General features: G+C 65.3%; 22 protein-coding genes and 1 tRNA gene. 9 read left to right on the forward strand and 14 right to left on the reverse strand.

What is annotated here, in order from left to right:
* Positions 1 to 1,338, forward strand: a complete 1,338-nt coding sequence (gene trmFO / locus AC3EDY_RS00615) for a methylenetetrahydrofolate--tRNA-(uracil(54)-C(5))-methyltransferase (FADH(2)-oxidizing) TrmFO (protein ID WP_488570512.1) — start codon at positions 1 to 3, stop codon at positions 1,336 to 1,338.
* A gap of 7 nt (positions 1,339 to 1,345) precedes the next feature.
* Here trmFO and AC3EDY_RS00620 read toward each other — a convergent pair whose 3' ends face one another.
* Genes AC3EDY_RS00620 through AC3EDY_RS00630 form a run of 3 tightly spaced genes read right to left on the reverse strand, consistent with a single transcriptional unit; the run spans position 1,346 to position 3,629 of the window.
* On the reverse strand, positions 1,346 to 1,882 hold the full coding sequence (locus tag AC3EDY_RS00620; RefSeq protein WP_488570513.1) for a CinA family protein: 537 nt from the start codon (positions 1,880 to 1,882) through the stop codon (positions 1,346 to 1,348).
* A 14-nt stretch (positions 1,883 to 1,896) separates the two neighbouring features.
* Entirely contained in the window at positions 1,897 to 2,457 is a 561-nt protein-coding gene (locus AC3EDY_RS00625) for a hypothetical protein (RefSeq protein WP_488570514.1), read from the reverse strand.
* Entirely contained in the window at positions 2,454 to 3,629 is a 1,176-nt protein-coding gene (locus tag AC3EDY_RS00630) for a bifunctional 2-C-methyl-D-erythritol 4-phosphate cytidylyltransferase/2-C-methyl-D-erythritol 2,4-cyclodiphosphate synthase (RefSeq protein ID WP_488570515.1), read from the reverse strand. The genes AC3EDY_RS00625 and AC3EDY_RS00630 overlap by 4 nt, the downstream gene beginning before the upstream one ends.
* Before the next feature lie 115 nt (positions 3,630 to 3,744).
* Between AC3EDY_RS00630 and dusB the strand changes: the two genes are divergently transcribed.
* The 7 genes from dusB (at position 3,745) to hflX (ending at position 13,245) form a co-directional block, all read left to right on the forward strand.
* Positions 3,745 to 4,761 (forward strand): tRNA dihydrouridine synthase DusB, encoded by a 1,017-nt coding sequence (gene dusB, locus AC3EDY_RS00635; RefSeq protein ID WP_488570516.1) that lies wholly within the window; start codon positions 3,745 to 3,747, stop codon positions 4,759 to 4,761.
* 10 nt (positions 4,762 to 4,771) lie between these two features.
* Positions 4,772 to 5,890, forward strand: a complete 1,119-nt coding sequence (locus AC3EDY_RS00640; RefSeq protein WP_488570517.1) for a two-component system sensor histidine kinase NtrB — start codon at positions 4,772 to 4,774, stop codon at positions 5,888 to 5,890.
* Positions 5,891 to 5,894: 4 nt separating this feature from the next.
* Entirely contained in the window at positions 5,895 to 7,355 is a 1,461-nt protein-coding gene (locus AC3EDY_RS00645) for a sigma-54-dependent transcriptional regulator (RefSeq protein ID WP_488570518.1), read from the forward strand.
* A gap of 73 nt (positions 7,356 to 7,428) precedes the next feature.
* Positions 7,429 to 9,696: a sensor histidine kinase gene (locus AC3EDY_RS00650; protein ID WP_488570519.1), complete on the forward strand. Its 2,268-nt coding sequence runs from the start codon at positions 7,429 to 7,431 to the stop codon at positions 9,694 to 9,696.
* 54 nt (positions 9,697 to 9,750) lie between these two features.
* Positions 9,751 to 11,136 (forward strand): nitrogen assimilation response regulator NtrX, encoded by a 1,386-nt coding sequence (gene ntrX, locus AC3EDY_RS00655; protein ID WP_488570520.1) that lies wholly within the window; start codon positions 9,751 to 9,753, stop codon positions 11,134 to 11,136.
* 190 nt (positions 11,137 to 11,326) lie between these two features.
* Positions 11,327 to 11,911, forward strand: coding sequence for an RNA chaperone Hfq (gene hfq / locus AC3EDY_RS00660; protein WP_488570521.1), 585 nt, complete (start codon positions 11,327 to 11,329; stop codon positions 11,909 to 11,911).
* Positions 11,908 to 13,245, forward strand: a complete 1,338-nt coding sequence (hflX, locus tag AC3EDY_RS00665; protein ID WP_488570834.1) for a GTPase HflX — start codon at positions 11,908 to 11,910, stop codon at positions 13,243 to 13,245. Before hfq ends, hflX begins: the two co-directional genes overlap by 4 nt.
* On the opposite strand, the gene mazG is transcribed toward hflX, so the two are convergent.
* The 10 genes from mazG to AC3EDY_RS00715 form a co-directional block, all read right to left on the reverse strand.
* Entirely contained in the window at positions 13,207 to 14,043 is an 837-nt protein-coding gene (gene mazG, locus AC3EDY_RS00670; RefSeq protein WP_488570522.1) for a nucleoside triphosphate pyrophosphohydrolase, read from the reverse strand. The genes hflX and mazG overlap by 39 nt on opposite strands.
* Positions 14,044 to 14,104: 61 nt before the next feature.
* Positions 14,105 to 14,278, reverse strand: coding sequence for a hypothetical protein (locus tag AC3EDY_RS00675; RefSeq protein WP_488570523.1), 174 nt, complete (start codon positions 14,276 to 14,278; stop codon positions 14,105 to 14,107).
* 43 nt (positions 14,279 to 14,321) lie between these two features.
* Positions 14,322 to 15,089 (reverse strand): MBL fold metallo-hydrolase, encoded by a 768-nt coding sequence (locus AC3EDY_RS00680; protein WP_488570524.1) that lies wholly within the window; start codon positions 15,087 to 15,089, stop codon positions 14,322 to 14,324.
* Positions 15,086 to 15,871, reverse strand: a complete 786-nt coding sequence (locus AC3EDY_RS00685; RefSeq protein WP_488570525.1) for a TatD family hydrolase — start codon at positions 15,869 to 15,871, stop codon at positions 15,086 to 15,088. The genes AC3EDY_RS00680 and AC3EDY_RS00685 overlap by 4 nt, the downstream gene beginning before the upstream one ends.
* Complete coding sequence (gene metG / locus AC3EDY_RS00690; RefSeq protein ID WP_488570526.1) at positions 15,871 to 17,439, reverse strand: methionine--tRNA ligase; 1,569 nt, start codon at positions 17,437 to 17,439, stop codon at positions 15,871 to 15,873. Before metG ends, AC3EDY_RS00685 begins: the two co-directional genes overlap by 1 nt.
* 17 nt (positions 17,440 to 17,456) lie before the next feature.
* Positions 17,457 to 18,422, reverse strand: coding sequence for a DNA polymerase III subunit delta' (locus tag AC3EDY_RS00695; protein WP_488570527.1), 966 nt, complete (start codon positions 18,420 to 18,422; stop codon positions 17,457 to 17,459).
* Complete coding sequence (gene tmk / locus AC3EDY_RS00700; protein ID WP_488570528.1) at positions 18,416 to 19,066, reverse strand: dTMP kinase; 651 nt, start codon at positions 19,064 to 19,066, stop codon at positions 18,416 to 18,418. The genes AC3EDY_RS00695 and tmk overlap by 7 nt, the downstream gene beginning before the upstream one ends.
* Entirely contained in the window at positions 19,063 to 20,241 is a 1,179-nt protein-coding gene (locus AC3EDY_RS00705; protein WP_488570529.1) for a D-alanyl-D-alanine carboxypeptidase family protein, read from the reverse strand. The genes tmk and AC3EDY_RS00705 overlap by 4 nt, the downstream gene beginning before the upstream one ends.
* Before the next feature lie 37 nt (positions 20,242 to 20,278).
* Positions 20,279 to 21,220: an SPOR domain-containing protein gene (locus AC3EDY_RS00710; protein ID WP_488570530.1), complete on the reverse strand. Its 942-nt coding sequence runs from the start codon at positions 21,218 to 21,220 to the stop codon at positions 20,279 to 20,281.
* Positions 21,204 to 22,229 (reverse strand): lytic murein transglycosylase, encoded by a 1,026-nt coding sequence (locus AC3EDY_RS00715; protein WP_488570835.1) that lies wholly within the window; start codon positions 22,227 to 22,229, stop codon positions 21,204 to 21,206. The genes AC3EDY_RS00710 and AC3EDY_RS00715 overlap by 17 nt, the downstream gene beginning before the upstream one ends.
* Positions 22,230 to 22,463: 234 nt before the next feature.
* Here AC3EDY_RS00715 and AC3EDY_RS00720 point away from each other — a divergent pair.
* Positions 22,464 to 22,553 (forward strand) — tRNA-Ser (locus AC3EDY_RS00720).
* Positions 22,554 to 22,558: 5 nt separating this feature from the next.
* Here the strand turns inward: AC3EDY_RS00720 and AC3EDY_RS00725 are convergent.
* Positions 22,559 to 23,065, reverse strand: a complete 507-nt coding sequence (locus AC3EDY_RS00725; protein ID WP_488570531.1) for a YcxB family protein — start codon at positions 23,063 to 23,065, stop codon at positions 22,559 to 22,561.
* Between the last annotated feature and the right edge of the window lie 36 nt (positions 23,066 to 23,101).

Below are 23,101 nucleotides of genomic sequence, written 5' to 3' on the forward strand. Positions count from 1 at the left end.
ATGGCGCATCAGGTCCATGTGATCGGCGGCGGCATGGCCGGCAGCGAAGCCGCGTGGCAACTGGCGCGCCGCGGCTTTCGCGTGCGGCTTTCGGAAATGCGCGGCAGCGGCGAAACCACGGCGGTGCACCAGGGCGATGGCCTTGCCGAACTGGTATGCTCCAACTCGTTCCGGTCCGACGACGATGACAAGAACGCGGTGGGCCTGCTGCATCACGAAATGCGACGCTGCGACAGTCTGATCATGGCCGCCGCCGACAAGGCGCGCGTGCCGGCAGGTTCGGCACTGGCGGTGGACCGCGACGCCTTCTCGGCCGCCGTCGAAACGGCCTTGCGCGCATTGCCCAATCTGGAACTGGTGCGCGAGCGCGTGGACAGCCTGCCGGACCACGGCCTGGCGATCGTCGCCACCGGGCCGCTCACGGCCGCCTCGCTGGCCGGCAGCATCGGTGCGGCGACGGGTGCCGAGAGCCTCGCTTTCTTCGATGCCATCGCGCCGATCGTCTATCGCGATTCGATCGATATGGACGTGTGCTGGATGGCAAGCCGGTGGGACAAGGCCGCCGGCCCGGAAAGCACTGGCAAGGACTACATCAACTGCCCGATGGACAAGGCGCAGTACCAGGCCTTTCGCCAGGGGCTGCTCGACGGCGAAAAGACCGTGTTCAAGCAATGGGAAGCCAATACTCCCTATTTCGACGGGTGCATGCCGATCGAAGTGATGGCGGAGCGCGGGGAAGACACGCTGCGCTTCGGCCCGATGAAGCCCGTCGGCCTTGACGATCCGCGCACCGGCCGCTGGCCCTATGCCGTGGTGCAACTGCGCCAGGACAACAAGCTGGGTACGCTGTGGAACATGGTGGGCTTCCAGACCAAGCTCAAGCATGCCGAACAGGTGCGCCTGTTCCGCACTATCCCCGGCCTCGAAAAGGCGGAATTCGCCCGGCTGGGCGGGCTGCACCGCAACACCTTCATTCATGCGCCCACGCTGCTCGATCGGCAATTGCGCCTTGGATCCGCGCCCCACATCCGCTTTGCCGGGCAGATCACCGGCTGCGAAGGCTATGTCGAAAGTGCGTCGATCGGTTTGCTGGCCGGACTCATGGCGGCTACCGAACTGGCCGGGCGTAGCTGGACCGCGCCGCCCGCAACCACGGCTCTGGGTGCGCTGCTGGGCCATATCACCGGTGACGCTGAAGTTGAGACCTATCAGCCGATGAATGTCAATTTCGGGCTTTTCCCGCCGGTCGATCCCACGATCAGAAAGAAAGTCCGCAAGGAAGCCTATACCGCGCGGGCCAAGGCCGACATCGTGCCCTGGCTGGAAAGCCTGGTCTAGCGCCGGATCAGGGCAGATCGGGCACAGGCGGTGGCAGCAGCAATTCCAGCGCGCACAGCGTCGCCTGGTGACGCACGGCGCTGCGGGTCTGGCAATTGTCGAAAAGCCGGGTCTCGGCCATGATATCTTCCGGGTTCTGCCCCCGCTCGGCGCGGGCAAAGATCACTGTGCCGACCGGCTTTTGCTCCGATCCGCCGTCGGGGCCGGCAATGCCGGTGATCGCCACGGCCACATCGGCACGCGAACGGGCAAGCGCGCCTTGCGCCATCGACCAGGCAGTCGCCACCGAAACGGCACCGACGGCGTCGATAACGTCCATCGAAACGCCCAGTACCTCGTGCTTCGCCTCGTTCGAATAGCTGACGAATCCCCGATCGAGTACGGCCGAACTGCCGGCGATTTCGGTAAGGGCGGCCGCCACCAGCCCGCCGGTGCAGCTTTCGGCAAGTGCCACGGTCCGCCCCACGGCGCCGTTCTCTTCAATCACGCGCCGGGCCAGCGCCACGATGTCGCGCGGAAGGAGGCTGTCTGTTTCGGAAGGCATCAAATGGGCTTTCGTTAAGGCGTTGCCGGGCATAGCGGCAGGCCGGGCGACTTGCGCAGAGCGGTGCCCGGCCTGGACGAGGGCGTTTCCATCATGCGAATGATGAACGTGAAAAGGCCTGCCGTCCTGTCGGGCGGCAGGGGCGCCAGAAGCTGCGTCATCCGTTCGAGCGGAGCGCAATGCCGGGGCTTGAGCGATTCGGTGACCAGCTGCCCCAGCATGCCATCGGCAAAGGGTTGCAGCGCCTTGTCGGGCAGGCGCGCCATCTGGGCAATGGTCGGGTCCTTGTCGGCCTGCGCAAATTTCACCAGGGCCGCCTTGGCGCGGGGCCAGGCCGCCGGTTTGACCGTAGCATAGCGCTTGACCAGGCCTTGCCCGTCGCGCGCGAAATAGCCCTGGGCGGAAAGATGCGGCGCACAATAGGCCATCGCGCTGTCGAGTGCCGACGGCAGCGAATACGTGACGAGCGCATCGACATCGGCGGTGTCGAGGCAGGGGGCGGGGGCTGCGGCACCGGCCGTTTGCCCTGCCACCAGCGCCGCCAGCGCGAGCGCGGCGGATAGGGCGCGGATCACAGCGGCACCACGGTGGCGACGGCCTGGGCGGCAATCCCTTCGCCGCGGCCGGTGGTGCCCAGTCGCTCTGTCGTGGTCGCCTTGACGCTGACGCTGTCGATCGCGATGCCCATGATTTCGGCCAGGCGCGCGCGCATGGCGGCCTTGTGCGGGCCGATGCGGGGCGCTTCGCAGATGATCGTCACGTCGACATTTGCGATGGCATGGCCGCTTTGCGCCACCAGCCCGGCGGCATGAGCCAGGAACCGGTCCGACGCGGCGCCTTTCCATTGCGGATCGGATGGGGGAAAGTGATCGCCGATGTCACCGGCCGCGATGGCGCCCAGCAGGGCATCGACCAGCGCGTGGATCGCCACGTCGGCATCGCTATGGCCGGCAAGCCCTTTGGCATGATCGATTTTCACGCCACACAGCCAAAGGTTTTCCCCCGCCACAAGGCGGTGGACGTCGAAACCGCTGCCGGTGCGGGGCAGGCGTCCGGGCGTCGTGGCCGTCTCCAGGTCGCTGGCGAACGTGACTTTGCGCAAGGCCTCGTCACCGGGAACCAGCGCCACGGGCAGGCCGGCGGCATCGGCCACCTGTGCATCGTCGCCGGCTTCTGCGCCGCCCTGCCAGGCGCGGTGCGCGGCAAGGATGGCGTGAAAATGAAACGCCTGGGGCGTCTGCACGCGATAAAGGTCTTCGCGCGAAACGGCGCCTTGCCGCCAGCCGCCGGCGCCGCGCACCACGCTGTCGACCACCGGCAGGACGGGGATGGCACCCGGCGCGGTGGCCAGCGCGGCCAGCAGGGCGTCGATCACCTGACGGGGGAGATCGGGCCGGGCGGCATCATGGATGAGCACTTGCGCCGGGGTTGCATGATCGAGTGCTTCAAGCGCGCGGAGGACCGATTCCCGGCGGGTGGCGCCGCCATGCACGATGATCACGCCGGGCAGGTTTGCCAATGCCGCAGTGGCCATGGCGTCCAACCCCGGCGGGATAGCCACGACCACCGGCGCCAGTCCGGCCGAGATCAGGCGTTCCACGCTGTGGCGCACCAGCGGTTTGCCGTGCCACGGGGCAAACTGCTTGGGCAGCGTGCCACCCGCGCGCAGGCCCTTGCCTGCGGCAACCACGATGGCGGCCACGGCGCCTGGTGCCGGTGCGATGGAAGGGGAAGCGGGAGGGGTCATGCGCGCTGGCCCTCTATCAGCAGGGCGAGGGGAAGCCAAGCGGCGGCAAGCGCCTTGCCCGCAGGGTCATATTGGATTAAGGGCGCTGCCTGTTTTTTAGGCATTTTGATCGCGCATGACCCAGGTTCCTGTCCCACCCGTCCTCGCCCCGCTTGACGTGGGCCCCGTGCGTATCGGGTGCCCGGTGGTTCTGGCGCCGATGACGGGCGTGTCCGATCTGCCGTTCCGCCTGATGGTGCGGCGGTTCGGCTCGGGCCTCAACGTGACGGAAATGATCGCCAGCCCCGCGGCGATCCGCGAAACCCGCCAGTCCATCCAGAAGTGGGCCTGGCACCCCAGCGAAGAACCCGTTTCGATGCAGCTTGTCGGCTGCGACCCTGAACAGATGGGCGAAGCGGCTAGACTTTCCGAAGACCGGGGCGCGGCGATCATCGATATCAACATGGGCTGCCCGGTGCGCAAGGTAGTCAACGGCGATGCCGGATCGGCGCTGATGCGCGACGTACCCCTCGCCGCCAGCCTGATCGAGGCGACGGTCAAGGCGGTCAAAGTGCCGGTCACTGTCAAGATGCGGATGGGCTGGTGCCACGACAGCCTCAACGCGCCCGAACTGGCACGCATTGCCCAGGATCTCGGCGCGCGGATGATCACCGTTCATGGCCGCACGCGCAACCAGATGTACAAGGGGACCGCGGATTGGGCCTTCGTGCGCAAGGTCAAGGACGCGGTGTCGATCCCCGTGATCGTCAACGGGGACATCTGCGGGATCGACGAGGTGGCGCAGGCCCTGGCACAGAGCGGGGCCGACGGGGTGATGATCGGGCGCGGCGCCTATGGACGGCCATGGCTTCTGGGCCAGGTGATGCACTGGCTGCAAACCGGCCAGATGCGGCCCGATCCGGCGATCGAGGACCAGTACCGCCTGATCGTGGAACACTATCGCGCCATGCTCGACCATTACGGCCCGGTGACCGGCGTCAACATGGCGCGCAAGCATCTGGGCTGGTACACCAAGGGCCTGCCGGGATCGGCCGAGTTCCGCAACCGGGTGAATTTCATCGACGATGCGGGCCAGGTGCTGGACAGCCTCGAGGCGTTCTACGCGCCGCTGCATCACCGCCAAGCGGCATGACCGAGGCTGCATGACCCAGGCGGCCGACCGCGCCCGCGCCGACGCCGTGGTGCGGCCCGATCCCAAGCGCATGATCGCCAGCTTTCCGCTGGCCGTGCTGCTGCTGGCGCCCGAAATGACGATCTCGGCCGTCAATCCTGCCGCCGAACAGTTGCTGGGGCAGGGCGCGCGGCGTCTGGTCGGCCGGGCACTGGCCGAAGTGCTGGTGTTCGAGGAACCCCTGATCATGAGCCGGCTGACCGACGCGGAAACCCATCTGGTCGCGCGGCGGGTACGGGTGGGGTTTGCCGGCAAAAGCATGCGCCCGCTGGACGTGATGACCGCGCCTGTGCTGCAACATCCCGGCTGGCAGATGCTGGTGCTGCACGAAATGAGCGGCGTCGAGGGCCTGAGCGACGATGTGCCGGGCACGGGAACCGGGGAGAACGGGGCCTTGCGGGCACCCGAAGTCCTGGCACACGAAATCAAGAATCCCCTTGCCGGCATTCGCGGTGCCGCCCAGTTGCTCGATCGCAAGCTGGGCAAGGCCGATCGGTCGCTGACCGGGCTGATCATGGCCGAGGTGGATCGCATCGCCAAGTTGATCGATCAGATGCAGTCGCTTTCGCGCCGCATTCGCGAACCGGCGGTGCCTTGCAATCTGCACGAGGCGGTGCGCCGCGCCGAGGCGGTGATCGCTGCCAGCGATCCCGGTGCCGTGACGGTGCACGAGGAGTTCGATCCTTCATTGCCTTCCATCATGGCCAACCCCGATGCGCTGGTACAGGTGCTGCTCAACCTGATGACCAACGCGCGCGAGGCGTGCGAGGGGCAGCCCGACCGCCGCATCGTGGTGCGGACCCGCTTTGCCAGCGGCATCCAGGTCCATTCCCGCGCCGGCAAGCCGCTGCGCCTGCCGATCGAAGTACGCGTGAGCGACAATGGCCCCGGCATCGATCCGGCACTGCGCGAACATATCTTCGAACCCTTTGTCACGGCGAAGAAGAACGGGCAGGGGCTGGGCCTGGCGCTGGTGCAGAAACTGGTGCGCGAAATGAATGGGCGCATCACCCACGATCGCGACGAGCTTGGCGGGTGGACCCATTTCCGGCTGCACCTGCCCGTGGCGGCCGCGGCGCAGAACGGGTGACGCAGTGAAGAACAGCATCCTCCTGGTCGAAGACGATTCCTCGATCGCCATCGTCATAACCGCCGCGCTCGAGGCCGAGGGGCTCGCTGTCGATCGCTGCGACAGCATTGCCGAGCGCGATCGCCTGCTCGCCACCAGGCCCTACGACCTGATGCTCACCGACGTCATGCTCACCGACGGTGACGGGATCGAGTCTCTGCCGCCGGTCCGCGCGGCTTATCCGCGCATGCAGGTCATCATCCTGTCGGCCCAGAACACGCTCGATACCGCGGTGCGGGCAAGCGATACCGGCGCGTTCGAATATTTTCCCAAGCCGTTCGATCTGGAAGAACTGGTGCGTGCGGTTCGCCAGGCGCTGGGGGCCAACGAGGGGGCAGGGCTGCCCGATGCGGCAGACGATCTGGGCCAGGGCCTGCCGCTCGTCGGGCGTAGCGCGGCCATGCAGGCGGTCTATCGAATGATCACGCGCGTGCTGCGCAACGATCTGACGGTCCTGATCCTGGGCGAATCCGGCACCGGCAAGGAACTCGTGGCCGAAGCGATCCACCAGCTCGGCAACCGGCGCGACGGGCCGTTCGTGGCGGTCAATACGGCCGCCATTCCGCATGATCTGATCGAAAGCGAGCTTTTCGGCCACGAAAAGGGCGCATTCACCGGCGCCGTGGCGCGCCGTATCGGCAAGTTCGAACAGGCCGCGCGCGGCACCCTGTTCCTTGACGAAATCGGCGACATGCCGCTAGACGCGCAGACCAGGCTGCTGCGCGCCTTGCAATCGGGCCGCATCCGCCGTGTCGGCGGGACCGAGGAAATCGCGCTCGATTGCCGCATCATCGCCGCTACCAACCGCGATCTGGTGCCCATGATCGCGGCCGGAACGTTCCGCGAAGATCTTTATTACCGGCTGGCCGTCGTGCCGATCGAATTGCCGCCGCTGCGCCACCGCGCCAGCGACGTGGAAGCGCTGTCTCGCCATTTTCTGGCGCGCGCCGCCGCCGAAGGCCTTCCGCGCCGGCAGCTCTCGGCCGGGGGCGCCGCGCTTCTGGCGCAGCAGCCGTGGCGCGGCAACGTACGCGAATTGCGCAATTTCATTTTCCGCCTGGCACTGCTCGGCCGCGACGAAGTGATTGACGAGACGACGATCGAACCGCTGCTGGCGAGCGAAGGCAACGGTACGCGTGGAGCCGCCACGGAAGATGCGGTGGCGGAGGATGCCGTGGCTCCCGGGGCGCCTGCGGATTTTGCCGCGGCGCTCGAAACGTTCCTGGCGCGCGCCCGGCCCGAAGCCGGCACGCTGTACGATGTGGCGCTGGCTGCGTTCGAACGGCCGCTGTTCCTGTATGCCCTGGCGCAGACCGGCGGCAACCAGCTGCGCGCCGCGCAGATGCTGGGCATCAATCGCAATACCTTGCGCAAGCGGCTGGTCGATCTGGGGATCGCGCCGGAGGACGCGCTGGGCAGCCGTTGACCGATCTGGGCCGCGAGGATGAACGATAAAAGCACTTGCAATCTTGCAACAGCGGCGTTGTAACGGCGCCACGATGGTCGCATCTGCAATACGTTCAAGCAAACGACTGCCGCGCTGGTGGCGCCGGCTGCTGGTGACCTTGCGGCGCGCAAACGTGTTTCTCCTGCTCGAAATGACGGCCGGCACCGCGCTGATCACCATGCTGGCGGTTTCGTGGCAGACGGTCAGCGCCAATGGCGCCGCCAACCAGCTGTTGCCCGCGCGTCTCACCTCGGTGCTGCTTATTGGATCGCTGGTTCCGGCCATGGCGCTGATCGTGCTTGCCGGCCGCCGCCTGGCCCTGGCCCGTGCCGCACGCAGCGGGCTGGGCACCAGCGGGCGGCTGCACGTGCGCCTCGTCTGGCTGTTTTCGCTGATCGCCGCCATTCCGACGCTGCTGGTGGTGATCTTTGCCTCGCTGCTGTTCCAGTCTGGCGTCGAATTCTGGTTTTCCAATGATTCCCGCGGGATGCTGGAGAATGCCAGCAGCCTGGCGCGGGGCTATTATGCCGACAAGCTGCGCGACGTGGGCCGTGAAAGCGTGGCGATGGCCGGCGACGTGCGCGGCTATTTCGACCAGGCCCCGATCACCAGCCAGGATTTCCTCGCCGGCTATTCGTGGCAAGTCTATAGCCGCAAGATGGATGAAAGCGCGATCATCGAACGCGCGCGCGACGGCACCTTGCGCACCGCCGCCATTGTCGATCCCAATGTCAAGGACGATCGCGAACGCATCACGCCCGACGAACTGCGCAAGCTCGACGCGGGCGAACAGGTCGTCGTCAAGGCCTCGGCCGAACGCATCGAAGCCGTCACCACGATCGATCATCAGCGCGGCATCTATCTGTATGTCGCGCGCAATTCCGACAGGCTGGCGCTCAGCCAGTTCGAACGCGCCAAAAGCGTGCTCAGTGCCTACGATGTGCTGACCCGCAGCGCGCGCGCGATCCAGTTGCGCTTCAATATCGCGCTGTTCATCATCAGCCTGGCATTGGTGGGGCTGGCGGTGTGGGTGGCGCTGCGCTTTGCCGACAGGCAGGTGGCGCCGCTGATCGGGCTGGTCAAGGCCGCGCGCAGCGTGGGCAGCGGCAATTTCGCCATGCGCGTGGCGCCGGGCAAGGACATCGACGAAGTCGGCATGCTGACCCGGGCTTTCAACCGCATGACCGCGCAGCTGGAAGGTCAGACACAGGCGCTGGTCAATGCCAATGCGCAACTCGACGTGCGCCGCGTGTTCATCGAAACGGTGCTGGAATCGATCACGGCCGGCATCATTTCCATCGGCCCGGACGGCACGATCCAGCTGATGAACTCGTCGGCGCAGAAGTTGCTGCTCGACGATCCCGGCAATTCGGCCGACGGGCGCACGCTGGCCGAGATCGCCCCCCAGATCGCCCAGCTCGTGGCCGATGGCGAAAGCGGCGGCATCGTCCAATATGCGCGGCAGGGCGAATTCCTGACACTGGCGGTCAAGACCCGGGCCGATCGCCACGGGCATGTGATCACTTTCGAAGACATCACGCGTCAGCTGATCACCCAGCGCCGCGCCGCCTGGTCCGACGTGGCCCGCCGCATCGCGCACGAGATCAAGAACCCGCTCACGCCCATCCAGCTTGCCACCGAGCGGCTCAAGCGGCGCTATCGCCGCCAGATCCTGACCGATCCCGAATTGTTCGAGGAACTGACGGCCACGATCATCCGCCAGGTGGGCGACCTGCGCAAGATGGTCGACGAATTCTCGTCGTTCGCCCGTCTGCCCAAACCGGTTTTCCGCAGCGAGGATGCCAGCGACCTGGTGCGCCAGGCGCTGTTCCTGCAGGAAGTGGCCCATGCCGACATCACGTTCAGCTTTGCCGCCACGGCGCCCGCCGTGCCCTTTCAGTGCGATCGTCATCAGTTCGGCCAGGTGATGACCAATGTGCTCAAGAACGCGGTCGAAGCGATCGAGCAGCAGCGCGCCAGGCTGTCCGACATCGATTATCGCGGCCGCGTGGCCGTATCGCTGGCAGCCGACGAGGCGGCCGTGACGGTGACGGTGATCGATAACGGCATCGGCTTGCCGGTCGAACGGGAGCGGATACTCGAACCATATGTCACAACGCGTGAAAAAGGCACGGGACTGGGCCTGGCGATCGTGAACAAGATCGTCGAGGAACATGGCGGTGACGTGGCATTCGCTGCGGAACCCGATGGGGGCACGCGGGTGACCATGCGCTTTGCCCGTGATCCGCTGGCCCAGCCGCCGCTGACCACCGGGGCCATTGCACCGCCAGGCGAAAACGCCCTGGCCGTGCCGCAGTGATCCCCGGCAGCACACAGGATTTCAACAGACTTTTCCACAGGACGCAAACATTCCATGGCTCTCGATATCCTGATCGTCGACGACGAACGCGACATTCGCGAACTGGTCGCGGGTGTGCTTAGCGACGAAGGCTATGGCTGCCGGCTTGCCGCCGACAGCACCTCGGCGCTTGCCGCGGTCGACGAACGGCGGCCCAGCCTCGTGCTGCTCGACGTCTGGCTGCATGGCAGCCCGATGGACGGGCTGGAAGTGCTGGACGAGATCAAGAAGCGCGAGCCCGAACTGCCCGTGATCATCTTTTCGGGACACGGCAACATCGATACCGCCGTTTCCGCTATCAGCCGCGGCGCGATGGATTTCCTCGAAAAGCCGTTCGAAGCCGAACGCCTGCTGCTGCTGGTTGAACGTGCCACGGAAACCGAACGCCTCCGCCGCGAAAACCAGCGCCTGCGCCACGGCTTTGTCGCTTCCGAGGAATTCACCGGCAATTCCGCTGCGATCAACCACGTGCGCGCCACGCTCAAGCGCGTGGCCAACACCGGCAGCCGCCTGCTGATTACCGGGCCGGCCGGGTCTGGCAAGGAAGTCGCCGCGCGCCTGCTGCACAGTTGGAGCCCGCGCGCGCAGAACGCGTTCATCACCGTCAATTCGGCCCGCATTACCCCCGAACGCTTCGAACAGGAGCTGTTCGGCGAAGAGGCTGACGGGAAACTGGTGCGCGCCGGGTTGCTGGAAATGGCCGATGGCGGCACGCTTTTCCTTGATGAAGTGGCCGACATGCCGCCATCGAGCCAGGCTCGAATCCTGCGCGTGCTGACCGAGCAAGCGTTCGTGCGCGTGGGCGGGCATCGCCAGATCCGCGTTGACGTGCGTGTAGTCTCGTCCTCGTCACGGCCGCTCGAGCGTGAAATTGCCGAACGGCGCTTTCGTGAAGACTTGTTCTATCGCCTCAACGTAGTGCCCGTGGCCATTCCGCCATTGACTGACCGGCGCGACGACATTCCCGCGCTCGTCGATCATTTTTTCGCCCGATACGCCAGCGAGCAGGGCGTTGCGCCCCCCGGCGTCGCGCCCGAGGCACTGGCCGCGCTGCAAAGCTATGACTGGCCGGGCAACGTGCGCCAGTTGCGCAACGTGGTGGAGCGGACGATCATTCTAACGCCACGGGAACGCCTGGCGCGCATCGAGGCCGACATGCTGCCAGCAGAGATCGTATCGACCCGCCTTGGCGTGGACACCGGCACATCGGCACTGATGGGCGTGCCGCTGCGCGAGGCGCGCGAGAATTTCGAGCGGGAGTACCTCAAAGTCCAGATCCGGCGCTTTTCCGGCAATATTTCGAAGACGGCCAGCTTTATCGGCATGGAGCGATCCGCTCTCCACCGCAAACTCAAGTTGCTTGGCATGGCCGAGCGGCGGGAAGGGGAAGAGGACGAATAATCCAGGTACGGGCGATTTTCGCATAAGCGAAGACCAATCGAAAAAACCCGGTTTACGGGAATCGCGTCGCGCCATAAACTAGGCGTCTAATACGGCCGGCGGCCATTGCGGTGTCATCTTGCACCGCAATGTTCCCGGCCAGATCGCGCAGTTCCGCCAAGGGGCTCGCCAATACGATGGAGTCACGCGAATGACCGGAAAAACCTTGTCTGCCCGCCCTCGAACGAAAGCCGAAGCGGCCGAGTCAGCCGAAGCCGATGTGCCGACACCGGCGCCCGTCGCGGCCACAGCCGCGGTGAAGGGCCAGAACCTGCAGGACGTTTTCCTCAACCACCTGCGCAAGAACAAGATTCCCGTGACGATGTTTCTGGTAAAAGGGGTCAAGCTGCAGGGCATCGTCACCTGGTTCGACAACTTTTCGATCCTGCTGCGTCGGGACGGGCAATCGCAACTGGTTTACAAGCACGCCATTTCGACGATCATGCCGGGCCAGCAGCTTTCGGTGGCCCATTTCCAGAGCGGTGGAGAAGAAGGCGCCAAAAAGCGGCTGTTGCAGGAAGTCTTCCTGTCCAGCGTGCGGGACGCCGGCGTGCAGGTCACCATGTTCCTGGTCAACGGCGTCATGCTTCAGGGCAAAGTTGCCGCTTACGATCTTTTCTGCATGTTGCTGGAACGAGAAGGCTATGTGCAGCTTGCCTATAAGCATGCCGTCTCGACGATCCAGCCTGCCGGCCATGTCGACCTGACGGGCGATTGGGAAGGCGAAGCGAACTGAGCACGTTTGAATTCGGACGCAATGCGGGTGATATCGAAGGCGAGGTTGCCCGCGGCGCGCGCGCCATCGTCGTCCTGCCGGATATTCGCCAGCGCGGTGGCCTGGGCGAGGATGCCGAAGCGCGACTGGAGGAAGGGCAGGGCCTTGCCCGCGCCATCGGCATCGATGTGGTCGACGCATTCGTCGTGCCGATCCGCGCCGTGCGTCCCGGGACGCTGTTCGGGGAAGGGCAGATCGAACGTTTGGCGGTAAGCGCCGCGCAGAACGAAGCCGAACTGGTCATTGTCGACGGCGCGCTGTCCGCGATCCAGCAGCGCAATCTGGAAGACAAGCTCAAGCGCAAGGTGATCGATCGCACTGGCCTGATCCTCGAAATCTTCGGCGAGCGCGCGGCGACGGTCGAAGGGCGGCTTCAGGTCGAACTGGCTCATCTCGACTACCAGGCCGGGCGCCTGGTGCGTTCGTGGACTCACCTCGAACGTCAGCGCGGTGGCTTCGGGTTTCTTGGCGGGCCTGGGGAAACCCAGATCGAGGCCGACCGGCGGATGATCCGCAACCGCATGGCCCGGCTGCGCCGCGAGCTGGAACAGGTGCGCCGCACGCGCGGCCTGCACCGCGAACGGCGCCAGCGTGCGCCATGGCCGGTTATTGCGCTGGTGGGCTATACAAACGCGGGAAAATCCACGCTGTTCAACCGGTTGACCGGGGCCGGGGTGATGGCGGAGGACCTGTTGTTCGCCACGCTTGATCCCACCATGCGCGCCATTCGCCTGCCCGGTGTGGAAAAGGCGATCCTGTCGGACACGGTCGGCTTCATTTCCGATCTGCCCACGCAACTGGTCGCCGCTTTTCGCGCCACGCTGGAGGAAGTGACGGCGGCCGACGTAATCGTCCATGTGCGCGACATCGCCAATCCCGCCAGCGCCCAGCAAAAGATCGAAGTTGAAGAAATCCTCGGGGATCTTGGCGTGATCGGGGAAGGCGGCAGCACGATCCCGATCGTCGAAGCATGGAACAAATGGGATCTGCTGACCGCGCCCGAGCGGGACGTGCGCGCGGCGGTCTTGGCCCAGGCCGCACCCGAACGCCGGATCGTGCCACTGTCGGCGATCACCGGCGAAGGCACGGCAACCTTGCTTGACGTCTTGAGCGCATTGCTTACAGGTGGGGCGCAAGTGCTTGAATTGTCAGTACCGACCGAAGATGGGCAGCGCCTGGCCTGGTTGCACGCCCATGGCGAGGTACTGGACGAACGGCCAAGCGCCGATCATGCCACCGTGCGGCTGACCGTGCGGCTAAGCCCCGCCGACATCGGCCGCTTCGCCATGCTCTAAGGCCCCATGCTCCGAGGCCCCATGCTCGGAGGCCTTGACGGCCTGCCACAAGGCTTCCTGAGCAGCGAGATCGAGCGTCGCGAACGTGCCGGCCGCGCGTGCTTCCATGGCGCGAAAGCGGCGCTCGAACTTGGCATTGGCATGGCGTAGCGCGTCTTCGGGCGCCACCCCATGCGCGCGCACCAGATTGACTGCGGCAAACAGCAGATCGCCGGCTTCGTCCAGCTTTTGCGCCGGGGATACGGCGGCGGCCAGTTCGTCCAGTTCTTCGATCACCTTGGCGCGCGGCCCGGCGGTATCGGGCCAATCGAAACCGACACGTCCGGCCCGTTTCTGCAGCTTCTCCGCCCGCATCAGCGCTGGCAGGGCAAGCGCGACGCCGTCCATAGCGCTTTCCTCGCCCTTGGCTGCGCGTTCGGCCGCCTTGCGGTTTTCCCAGCGTTCCTCGCGCGACTGCCCTTGCTCGTCATCGCCGCCGAAGATGTGCGGATGGCGCGCTTCCATCTTGTCGGCAATGCCGGCCGCCACGTCGTCGAAGCCGAAGTGACCGGCTTCCTGCGCCATGCGACTGTGAAACACCACTTGCAGCAGCAGATCGCCCAATTCCTCGCGCAGCGCTGCCATGTCGCCACGTGCGATGGCATCGGCAACTTCATAGGCTTCTTCGATCGTGTAAGGCGCGATCGACGCGAAATCCTGCGCCAGATCCCATTCGCAGCCATCCTGGGAATCGCGCAGGCGGGCCATGATCGCCAGCAGGCGGGGAAGCGGTGGCCCGGACCGGGAAAGCTGCGTCACCTGCCGATCTCCTTATGATGGATAATAAGTATTATGTTAAATGGGCTGTCCATATGTCCGTTCAGTGCATGCCGATCCAGGTGAACGCCACAGCCGTTGCCACGATAATCACGCCCCATATCAACGCCATCTGTGCGCGTGCCGGCCACGCCGTGCGGCGCAACGCCCCGTTGCGGAGAACCAGAACGAGCGCCATGGCCAAGGCGATCAGTGCTACGATACGATCTGGTGTCATCCCACGAACCCTTTCCCGATGATCCTTTTGCCGATGGTTCCTGTCACAGCACGATCTCCAACCCGTCATAGCCCGGCTGGACGTGATCGGGCGTTTCGGCGCAAAGCGTGCGATAATCCATCGATTTGTCGAGATGCGTGAGCACGGCCTGGCTCGCGCGACAGGCCTCCACCAGTTCCAGTGCCATGGCAAGATGAGCATGTGTCGGATGTGGCTGGCGCCGCAAGGCGTCCACCACCAGCACGTCGACCCGATGGAACAGATCGATCATCTCGGAACTTATTTCTGAAAAATCAGTGGCATATCCTATCGATTTACCACTCTGCGTAAACCGGAACGCGGTTGATTGCGCCGGCCCGTGGGCCATCTGGCAATGATCGATGCCAATACCGGCCATCATGCGCACCCGGTCGAGATTGTCGAGATTGCAGATCGTATGATAGCCATGCTGGCCTGCGAAGACATAGCCGAACCGCTGACGCAGGCGGCGCACGGTTTCATCGGCCGCATAGGCGGGAATGGGCGCGCCACGGCCCATGCGCAACGGGCGCAGATCATCGATGCCGTGGGTGTGATCGGCATGGTCGTGCGTCCACACTACGCCGTCGATGCGGTCGATCCCCGTCGCCAGCAGCTGATGGCGCAGATCGGTTGGCGTATCGACCAGGATACGCGCGCCATCGCTGCCTTCCACGACGATAGCGACCCGCGTGCGGCGGTTGCGCGGCTCGGCGGGGTCACAGTCGCCCCAGTCGTTGCCGATGCGGGGGACCCCGGTCGACGTGCCGGAGCCAAGAACTACAAGCTTCACGCCGGTGGCCTCTGTGCCTTGGCAAAGAGGCGGAAGAAATTGTCCGTTGTCGCTGCGCCCAGATCAGCGGCGGAAACGCCGCGCAGCGCCGCCACGAACGCGGCCGTATCGGCAACGAACGCCGGCTCGCATGGCTTGCCCCGATGGGGAACCGGCGCCAGGAACGGCGCATCGGTTTCCACCAGCAGACGATCAGCGGGTATCGTGGCAACGAAACCTTGCAAATCCTTGGCATTCCTGAACGTCACGATGCCTGAAATGGATATGCTCAGGCCCAGATCCAACACTGCGCGGCCGAATTCGGCATTGGCGGTGAAGCAATGGATCAACCCGGGGAAAGCGCCCTTCTCCATTTCCTCTGTCAGGATGCGCAGCGTATCGTCCTCGGCATCGCGCGTATGGATGATCACCGGCAATCCGGTTTCGCGCGCCACGCCGATGTGCATGCGGAACAGGTTCTGCTGCACCTGGCGATCGGAATGGTCATAATAATAGTCGAGCCCGGTTTCACCGATGCCGATAACCCGCGGATCGCCCGTAGCGCCGGCCAGAACGGCGGCGCCCAGATCGGCATGGCCATCGGCCTCGTGCGGATGGATGCCGACGCTGGCCCATACGTCGGGCTCGCGACGAGCCACGGCGATCACGGCGTCCCATTCGCGCTGGCGGGTCGAAATGTTGAGGAACCCTCCCACCCCCCTTGCGCGCGCGGCACGAAGGGCTTCGGCCTGGCGATCGACAAGCCCCTCGTAGACCAGATGGCAGTGGGAATCGATCAGCATCAGGCGTCCGCGCTTTCCTCTGCAGGCAGTTCCAGCCGCGGGAACGCACCCGTGGGCTGGGCCAGCGCCTCTCCCATGGCGACTCGTTCCAGATACCAGTCCGCATGGTTCAGCGCGGCATATCCACGCTCGTTTGCCGGAATGCCCAGTTGATCGAGAACCTTGCCGGCGGCGGAGGGGACCACCGGGGCAATGGCGATCGTGAGATCGCGAACGGCCATGAACAAGGTAAGCAGCACGGCACACATGCGTTCCGGATCGGTCTTGCGCAAGGTCCATGGCGCCTGTTCGTCGATATAGGCATTGCAGGCAAAGACCGCGCGCATCCAGGCGTCGATCCCGGCCGAGAAGTTGAGCGCGGCAAACGCGCGCGGCAATTCGACCGACGCGGCATCGCGCACCAGGGCAAGCAACTCGTCATCGGCCTTTACCGTCGAAAACGCTTCAATTTTTCCATCCATATTCTTAAAAATCATGGACAAAACCCGCTGCACCAGATTGCCGTAGCTATTGGCCAGTTCAGCGTTGCAACGCATGACGATCGCTTCGGGTGACCATGAACCATCCTGGCCGAACGCAACTTCGCGCATGAGGAAATAGCGCAACGCGTCAACGCCGAAACGTTCTGCCAGGGCTACCGGATCAGTCACGTTGCCGAGCGACTTCGACTCTTTCTGTCCGCGGTTCAGCAGGAAGCCATGGCCGAAGACCTGGTGCGGCACCGGCAGGTTGGCGCTCATCAGGAAGGCGGGCCAGTAGACAGTGTGAAACCGTACGATGTCCTTGCCGATCAAGTGCAGGTTTGCCGGCCAGTATTTTGAAAACGCATCGGTTTCTTCTGGCCAGCCGAGCCCGGTCAGATAGTTGGTCAGCGCATCGACCCACACGTACATGACGTGATCGTCGCTGCCCGGCACTTTCACGCCCCAGTCGAAACTGGTGCGCGAGACCGAAAGATCGCGCAACCCTTGCGACACGAACGCGATCATCTCGTTGCGGCGCGTTTCCGGCCGGATGAAATCGGGATTTGCGGTATAGAGGGCAAGCAGCTTGTCGTGATACTTCGACAAGCGGAAGAACCAGCTTTCCTCGACTGTCCATTCCACCGGAGTACCCTGGGGCGAAAGCTTGGCGCCCCCTTCCCCCTCGATCAATTCGCTTTCGTCGTAATAGGCTTCGTCCCGCACCGAATACCAGCCTTCGTAGCGATCGAGATAGAGATCGCCATTGGCCTCCATCCGTTGCCAGATCGCCTGGCTGGCGACATGGTGGCGCGGCTCGGTCGTGCGCAGAAAAACATCATAGTTGACGTTAAGCACATCGCACATATCAATGAAATGTTGAGACATCTGCTCGCTCAGCTCGGCCGGCGACAGACCCAGTTCACGCGCTTTCTGCGCCATTTTCAGGCCGTGTTCGTCTGTCCCGGTCTGAAACCGCACATCGCGCCCCATTGCCTTGTGGAACCGGGCGATCACGTCGGCGGCAATCGCTTCATAAGCGTGGCCGATATGCGGCTTGCCATTCGGATAGGAAATGGCCGTGGTAATATAATAGGGTTCGCCCATGGCGAGGCTCGCTTCCTTCAGCGGGAGGTCGCCCCCGCTCTAGAGCGCGCGGCGCGCGCCAGCAACCCGCCGATTTCCATAACCAGCAAGGCTGGCTCGAAGTTGTGAGTCGGCACCTCGCGCCCCAGTTCCACCAGTCGCTGATGTGCGACGATCAGGCCCAGGCGGTTGTCCGGCCCGGCCTGGGGAAGGGCCTGGGCCAGCACAGTGCGCGCTGCCTCGATTGCGGCCAGCAGCCGCTCGCGATCGGGGCGAGCGCCCAGCGCGGCGGCGAGTTCCGCGCGCAGGGACAGATCGGGGTCTCCTTCGCCCAGGATTCGCCGCAGCAGCGCCAGTGGGCGCGCCAGATCGTGCACGGCAAAGGCCAGCGCCGCGCCTGGGGAGCCATGGGCCACGGCAATGGCCGCAGCGCGCGTCGCGGCATCAAGTTCCGGTGCGGATAATGAGACGGCCTCGTTCATTTCTTCCGCCTCCAGCGCGCGGAACCGCAAGACCTGGCAGCGCGAGCGGACCGTGGGTAGCAAGCGACCGGGTTGATGCACGACCAGCAGGAAGAACGTGCCCTGTGGCGGCTCTTCCAGCCCCTTGAGCAGAGCGTTCACTGCGCCTTTTTCCAGATGATCGGCTGCATTCACGATCACCGCGCGCCGGGCGCCCAAGGTCGGCCGCGTATGCAGGCGATGCAGCATCGCGCGGATCTGGTCGACGTTGATATTGCGCTTGCGGGCATAGGGGCGCCCTTCGTCGCGCTTCTTGGCTTCATCGTCGTTCACCGGCAGCGGTTCGAGCATCAGGATATCGGGATGCTGGCGGGCCGGCGGCTGAGGAACGCCGGCTTGGGCCACCAGTTCGGCGGCGGCCTGCAGCGCAAAGCTGGCCTTGCCGACCCCTTCCCGCCCCGCCAGCAGCCAGCCATGGTGCATGCGCTGCCCGGCCATCGCCGCGCGCCACGTGGCCCAGGGCTGTTCGTGCCCGATCAGCATCCGGCGGGAAACAGTTGATCGAGCACGGCAAGAATGCGGGTGGCGACCGCTTCGGGCGTGCCCAGCGCGGAAACACGGACGAACCGGTCCGGCTCGGCCGCAGCGAACCCATCGAAAGCGGCCGCCACGCGGGCATGATAGGCCGCATCGCGCCCGCCGATCCGATCGGCAACACCTTGATCGCGCAAGACGCAACGCGCCGTTGCCGCCTCGGCGGGGAGATCGAGCAGGATCGTGCAATCGGGCAGCAGCCCCTCGCTGCCGATGCGATGCAAGGTGATCACGTCATTGTCTGACAAGCCGTTTCCGCCACCCTGATAGGCGCGGCTGCTATCGAGAAAACGGTCGCACACGACCCAGGCACCGCGTGCCAGGGCCGGGCGGATCAGCCGCTCCACGTGATCGGCACGCGCGGCGGCAAACAGCAGCGCTTCGGCGCGGGCGCCCCACCCTTCCCCTTGCGTGCTCAGCAACAGGGCGCGGATGGCCTCGGCGCCCGGCGTTCCGCCAGGTTCCCGCGTCAGCACCGTCTCGATCCCGCGCGTGGCCAGTGCCTCTGCCAGCAGCCGCGCCTGCGTCGATTTGCCGGCGCCTTCGCCCCCTTCGAAAACCACGAAGCGCCCAGGCGTGACAGTCCCGCTCATTTCCCCACCATCGCGGCAAAGCCGTCGCCCAGGCGATCCAGCATTCCGCCGGCAGGGACAGCCTCTGCCGCGGCAAGCGGCAGGCGCGCCTCGGGCTGGCCCGGCGCCCGCACTATCAGCACGGCCACGTCCTGCCCCTTGGCGATCGGCGCGCGCAGCGGGCCCTTGTAACGGACGGAAAGCGCGGGCCGCACGGTCGGCCCACGGGGCAGCAGCATGGCGAGCGCGCGCGGCGCGACAAGGCCGACACTGGGCATCGTGCCGCCCTGCACGCGGGCGCTGCCGACAGGGGCGCCAGCCGCGAAAAGCGGCGTTTCGGCAAAGGCGGCAAAGCCCCATTCCATCAGCGCCGCACCATCCCGGGCGCGATCCTGCGGCTTGTCGTAACCCCCGATCACCATCATGAGCCGCCGGCCACCGCGCTGGGCCGAGCCGACCAGGCCATAGCCTGCCTCGTTGGTAAAGCCGGTCTTCACCCCGTCGGCGCCCGCCACGGCGCCATAAAGGGGGTTGTGGTTGCGCTGTTCGATCCCGTTCCAGATCATGGTCTCGTGGCCATAAAAGCGCCGGTAGAATGCGGGATGGCGCGTGATCAAGGCGGTACTGAGCGTGGCGAGATCCGCCGCCGAAACATAGGTCCGGCCTTCGTCCATCCAGCCGTTGGGCGTGTTGTAATGCGTATCGCGCATGCCCAGGCTGCGGGCCTTGGCATTCATCAGCGCGGTAAAGCCCGCAACGCTGCCCGCCACGCCTTCTGCCAGAACGACGCAGGCATCGTTGGCCGATACCGTCACGATCCCTTCCAGCAGATCGGCAACGCGCGTCTGGCTGTTGTTTTCCAGAAACATCGTGCTGCCCACGCCGTGCCATTGCCGGAACGTTTCGGGCCGCATGGGAAAGCTGGCGTCAAGCTTCAGCCGGCCCTGCGCGGCCAGTTCGAATGCGACATAGCTGGTCATGATCTTGGTGAGCGAGGCCGGGACGAAGCGGCGGTGCGACTGTCGCTCGAACAGGACGCGGCCGGAATTGACGTCGATGAGCAGTGCGATAGGCGCCACCACGTCCGGCGGCCGGGCCGGATCGGCCGAAACCACGACATGCGGAGACCGGATAGCCTGGGCGGGCACGGCCACGAACGCCGCGGCGGCAAGGGCAACGGATAACAGACGGCGCAAGCAAAACCCCGATTTCAGCAATGGACCGGACCCACGCCTAAGGCGCACGCTGGACCCTGGCATCGGCATAGCCCGCCTGCCTGGCCTTGCCCAGCGCCGCCTTGGCTTCATCCTGCGAGCCGGCCGCGATGCGCACGCGGAAGAACTTGCCCGAGGGCGCCACCGTTCCGTTTACCGCGCGTGCTGCCTTCTCGGCATTGGCACGCGTGGAAAACGCACCCACCTGCACAACATAGCTGGCCGCCTTTGGCTGCGGCGGCGGCGGCGTTGCCGTCGAAACAGGCGCAGGCGGAGGTGCCAAGGTGGGCGGCGGTGGAGTGGGCGCCGGCATTGGCGTGGTATTGCGCACGATCGGCCGCGGTATGGCCGCCGCCGCCGGCGTCTTCGTCCCGGCAAGCGCGGCCGACAGGGTTTCAGGCTTGGGATCGACCGGCGGCAGGATGCCCAGCTTGCGCTTGAGCGCGATAAGCAGGCCCGGCGGCGTATCCATGCGGGCGGGCGCCGGCTGGCCGCCACGCAGCAAGGCGCGCTCTGCCTCGGGCGGGTTGACCCGGCGCACGCGCACAGCCGCGCGGCCCTCGGCAATCCCCAGTTGCGCCAGGGCGCCGGCCGAGAGCGCGATCAGCCCGTCGCCCTGCATCGGCCCACGGCGCTCCACCCGCACGAGAACGGTGCGGCCGCTGTCGAGCGCGGTCACTTCGGCATAGCTGGGCAAGGGCAGCGTGCGATGCGATCCGCTGATCGCGCCGCCGCCATCGCCATCGGCAACGGCATAGCCGACCGCATCGTAATTCAGCGTGTCGACCGGCGTATAGGTGACGCCATCGACGGCGAACGGCGCGCCCAGGACCATCGGATAGTCCTGCGCAGGCCCGCTCGCCACCGGCGGCAGCACGGCCCGCGCGGCCAGCGTTGCGGGCGCCATCATCATCGCCGGAAATGCGGCGACCAGGCAGAGGCGGCTAACGGCTGATTTCATCGGCGAGCAATCCCACGGACAGGGCATAGAAGTTGGAGCAGTTGTAATCGAGGATGACCCTATAATTTCCGGTTAGCAAATAAGCGGTTCGCCCCGGCCCGTCGGGTTCGAGCAGCGTTGCCAGCGTGTCGTCGCCGGCGGGCCAGAACCCGGCCTGCGGCACAAGGCCCATGGCCCGCCATTCGCGCACCGTGCGCCAGCGGCTGTGGCGGGTAAAAACCGGCGGGCAGCGCGGGCTAATCAACGCGGTGCCCAGCCCCGCGCGATCGAGCCCGGCCGGGGTGGTTACGGCAAAGCCCCAGGGCTCGCCGGGGCGCCAGCCGGCATCGCGGAAATAGTTGGCGATCGAGGCCAGCGTATCGGCCCGGCTGGCCCAGATATCGGCCAGGCCATCGCCATCGGCATCCTGCGCCACGCGCAGGTAGACGCTGGGCAGGAACTGCGGATTGCCGAAGGCGCCGGCCCAGCTGCCCACCAGCTTTTGCCGGGGCACGCCGCGATCGATCATCTTGAGCACGGCGATGAACTCGTCGGCGAACAGATCGCGCCGCCGCCCCTCGTATGCCAGCGAGGCCAGCGCGCGCGGCAGATCGAAATCGCCGGTATAGGCGCCGAAATTGCTTTCGTGGCCCCAGATGGCCAGAATGATCGGCCCGGGCACGCCATAACGGCGCGAAACGGCGGCGATCTGGTCCATGGACTCGGCATAGAGCCGCCGCCCCCTGGCAATGCGCCCGGCATCGACATGGCGGCGGCGATAGGGCTCGAATGCCATGACCCCGGTCGACGGGCCGGCCGAAGGGCCGCCGCCCGGCTGGCTGCGATCGAGCGCAATGACGCGGGAATTGAACGTCAGGCCGGGCAGCACTCCGGCAATGGTCTGCTCACGCACCCCGCGCCCACGCGCCTTGGCCGCCAGCAATTGCAGATAGGCCTGAAATCCCGCTTCCTCGCCGCCCTGTGCCACGGCCGGCCCGGCCATGCCGCAAAGGACAAGGGCCGCGGCCATGGCCACCCGGGACCCGGTCCTTGGGCGGCGATGGTTAACAAGCGAGAGGAAAAGGTTCAGCAAAGCCAGCATCGCAGGCTGTCTTGCACGCCTTGCCGAACAATGGAACACCCCCGCGCCCAGTCGAAGCCCCGTCCCCGCAAAAAGCGCAGCGCCGCGCATTTTAACGCCACGCCGCGCGCAAACCCCCTTCCCGCCCCGCCCCGCACCCGCTATCGGCTGCCCCTGTGACAAGGAAGTGTGGCCGAGTGGTTTAAGGCACTGGTCTTGAAAACCAGCGAGGGTGCAAGCTCTCCGTGGGTTCGAATCCCACCGCTTCCGCCAGCCCATTACGAATTCGCGTGATAGTGGGATATGTCAGAAACTTGCTGGGGCGTGAGAGCGCGAACAGGAACGAAGTTCATAAGGGCATCGCTCTGACGAAAAATTATCGCATCGCGCCCAATGACCACCAAAACAAAATCGGACCATTCGAAAGAGGAATATCCTCGGGCTGAGCGAAAAGATATGCCACTTTCGGACCATTCGATAGTAGTATCTTCATGCAAGGATTTTTGCTGAAGAAAGATGCGCTTTACCTGACGCGGCAGGCGCAAGTAAGCCGAGAACAGGATCGCAGATAGAAAAACGATCCAATATGCAGCGCCTGCCGCCGCAGCGAGAGGCACAGACATCAGATTCCAAGCCCATGCAGCCAAAGCTGCAATACCGGAAAGTGCTGCACAGCCTCCGATATACGACCGCGCGATCCGCTTAGACTTTAACGTGGCACGGAAGTTTAGCTTGTAGGCTGCGATAACATCGCTCTGATTAGCTTGGAAGTGTGCCGTCCCCATTCAGCCGACATGCCATCGGTTCCGCTGTGTGGCAAT

It is taken from the genome of Novosphingobium sp. DS6-6 (assembly GCF_057784975.1).

Bases quoted from the DNA above. Each gene is read 5' to 3' on its own strand.
- trmFO (WP_488570512.1), top strand. From the start codon at position 1: ATGGCGCATCAGGTCCATGTGATCGGCGGCGGCATGGCCGGCAGCGAA.
- AC3EDY_RS00620 (WP_488570513.1), bottom strand. From the start codon at position 1,882: ATGCCTTCCGAAACAGACAGCCTCCTTCCGCGCGACATCGTGGCGCTG.
- hfq (WP_488570521.1), top strand. From the start codon at position 11,327: ATGACCGGAAAAACCTTGTCTGCCCGCCCTCGAACGAAAGCCGAAGCG.
- AC3EDY_RS00710 (WP_488570530.1), bottom strand. From the start codon at position 21,220: ATGAAATCAGCCGTTAGCCGCCTCTGCCTGGTCGCCGCATTTCCGGCG.
- AC3EDY_RS00650 (WP_488570519.1), top strand. From the start codon at position 7,429: ATGGTCGCATCTGCAATACGTTCAAGCAAACGACTGCCGCGCTGGTGG.
- AC3EDY_RS00685 (WP_488570525.1), bottom strand. From the start codon at position 15,871: ATGCTGATCGATTCCCACTGCCATCTGGTCTACGAGGGGCTTGTCGAT.
- AC3EDY_RS00695 (WP_488570527.1), bottom strand. From the start codon at position 18,422: ATGCTGATCGGGCACGAACAGCCCTGGGCCACGTGGCGCGCGGCGATG.
- AC3EDY_RS00640 (WP_488570517.1), top strand. From the start codon at position 4,772: ATGACCCAGGCGGCCGACCGCGCCCGCGCCGACGCCGTGGTGCGGCCC.
- dusB (WP_488570516.1), top strand. From the start codon at position 3,745: ATGACCCAGGTTCCTGTCCCACCCGTCCTCGCCCCGCTTGACGTGGGC.
- AC3EDY_RS00725 (WP_488570531.1), bottom strand. From the start codon at position 23,065: ATGGGGACGGCACACTTCCAAGCTAATCAGAGCGATGTTATCGCAGCC.
- AC3EDY_RS00630 (WP_488570515.1), bottom strand. From the start codon at position 3,629: ATGACCCCTCCCGCTTCCCCTTCCATCGCACCGGCACCAGGCGCCGTG.
- AC3EDY_RS00715 (WP_488570835.1), bottom strand. From the start codon at position 22,229: ATGGCCGCGGCCCTTGTCCTTTGCGGCATGGCCGGGCCGGCCGTGGCA.
- metG (WP_488570526.1), bottom strand. From the start codon at position 17,439: ATGGGCGAACCCTATTATATTACCACGGCCATTTCCTATCCGAATGGC.
- AC3EDY_RS00675 (WP_488570523.1), bottom strand. From the start codon at position 14,278: ATGACACCAGATCGTATCGTAGCACTGATCGCCTTGGCCATGGCGCTC.
- ntrX (WP_488570520.1), top strand. From the start codon at position 9,751: ATGGCTCTCGATATCCTGATCGTCGACGACGAACGCGACATTCGCGAA.
- tmk (WP_488570528.1), bottom strand. From the start codon at position 19,066: ATGAGCGGGACTGTCACGCCTGGGCGCTTCGTGGTTTTCGAAGGGGGC.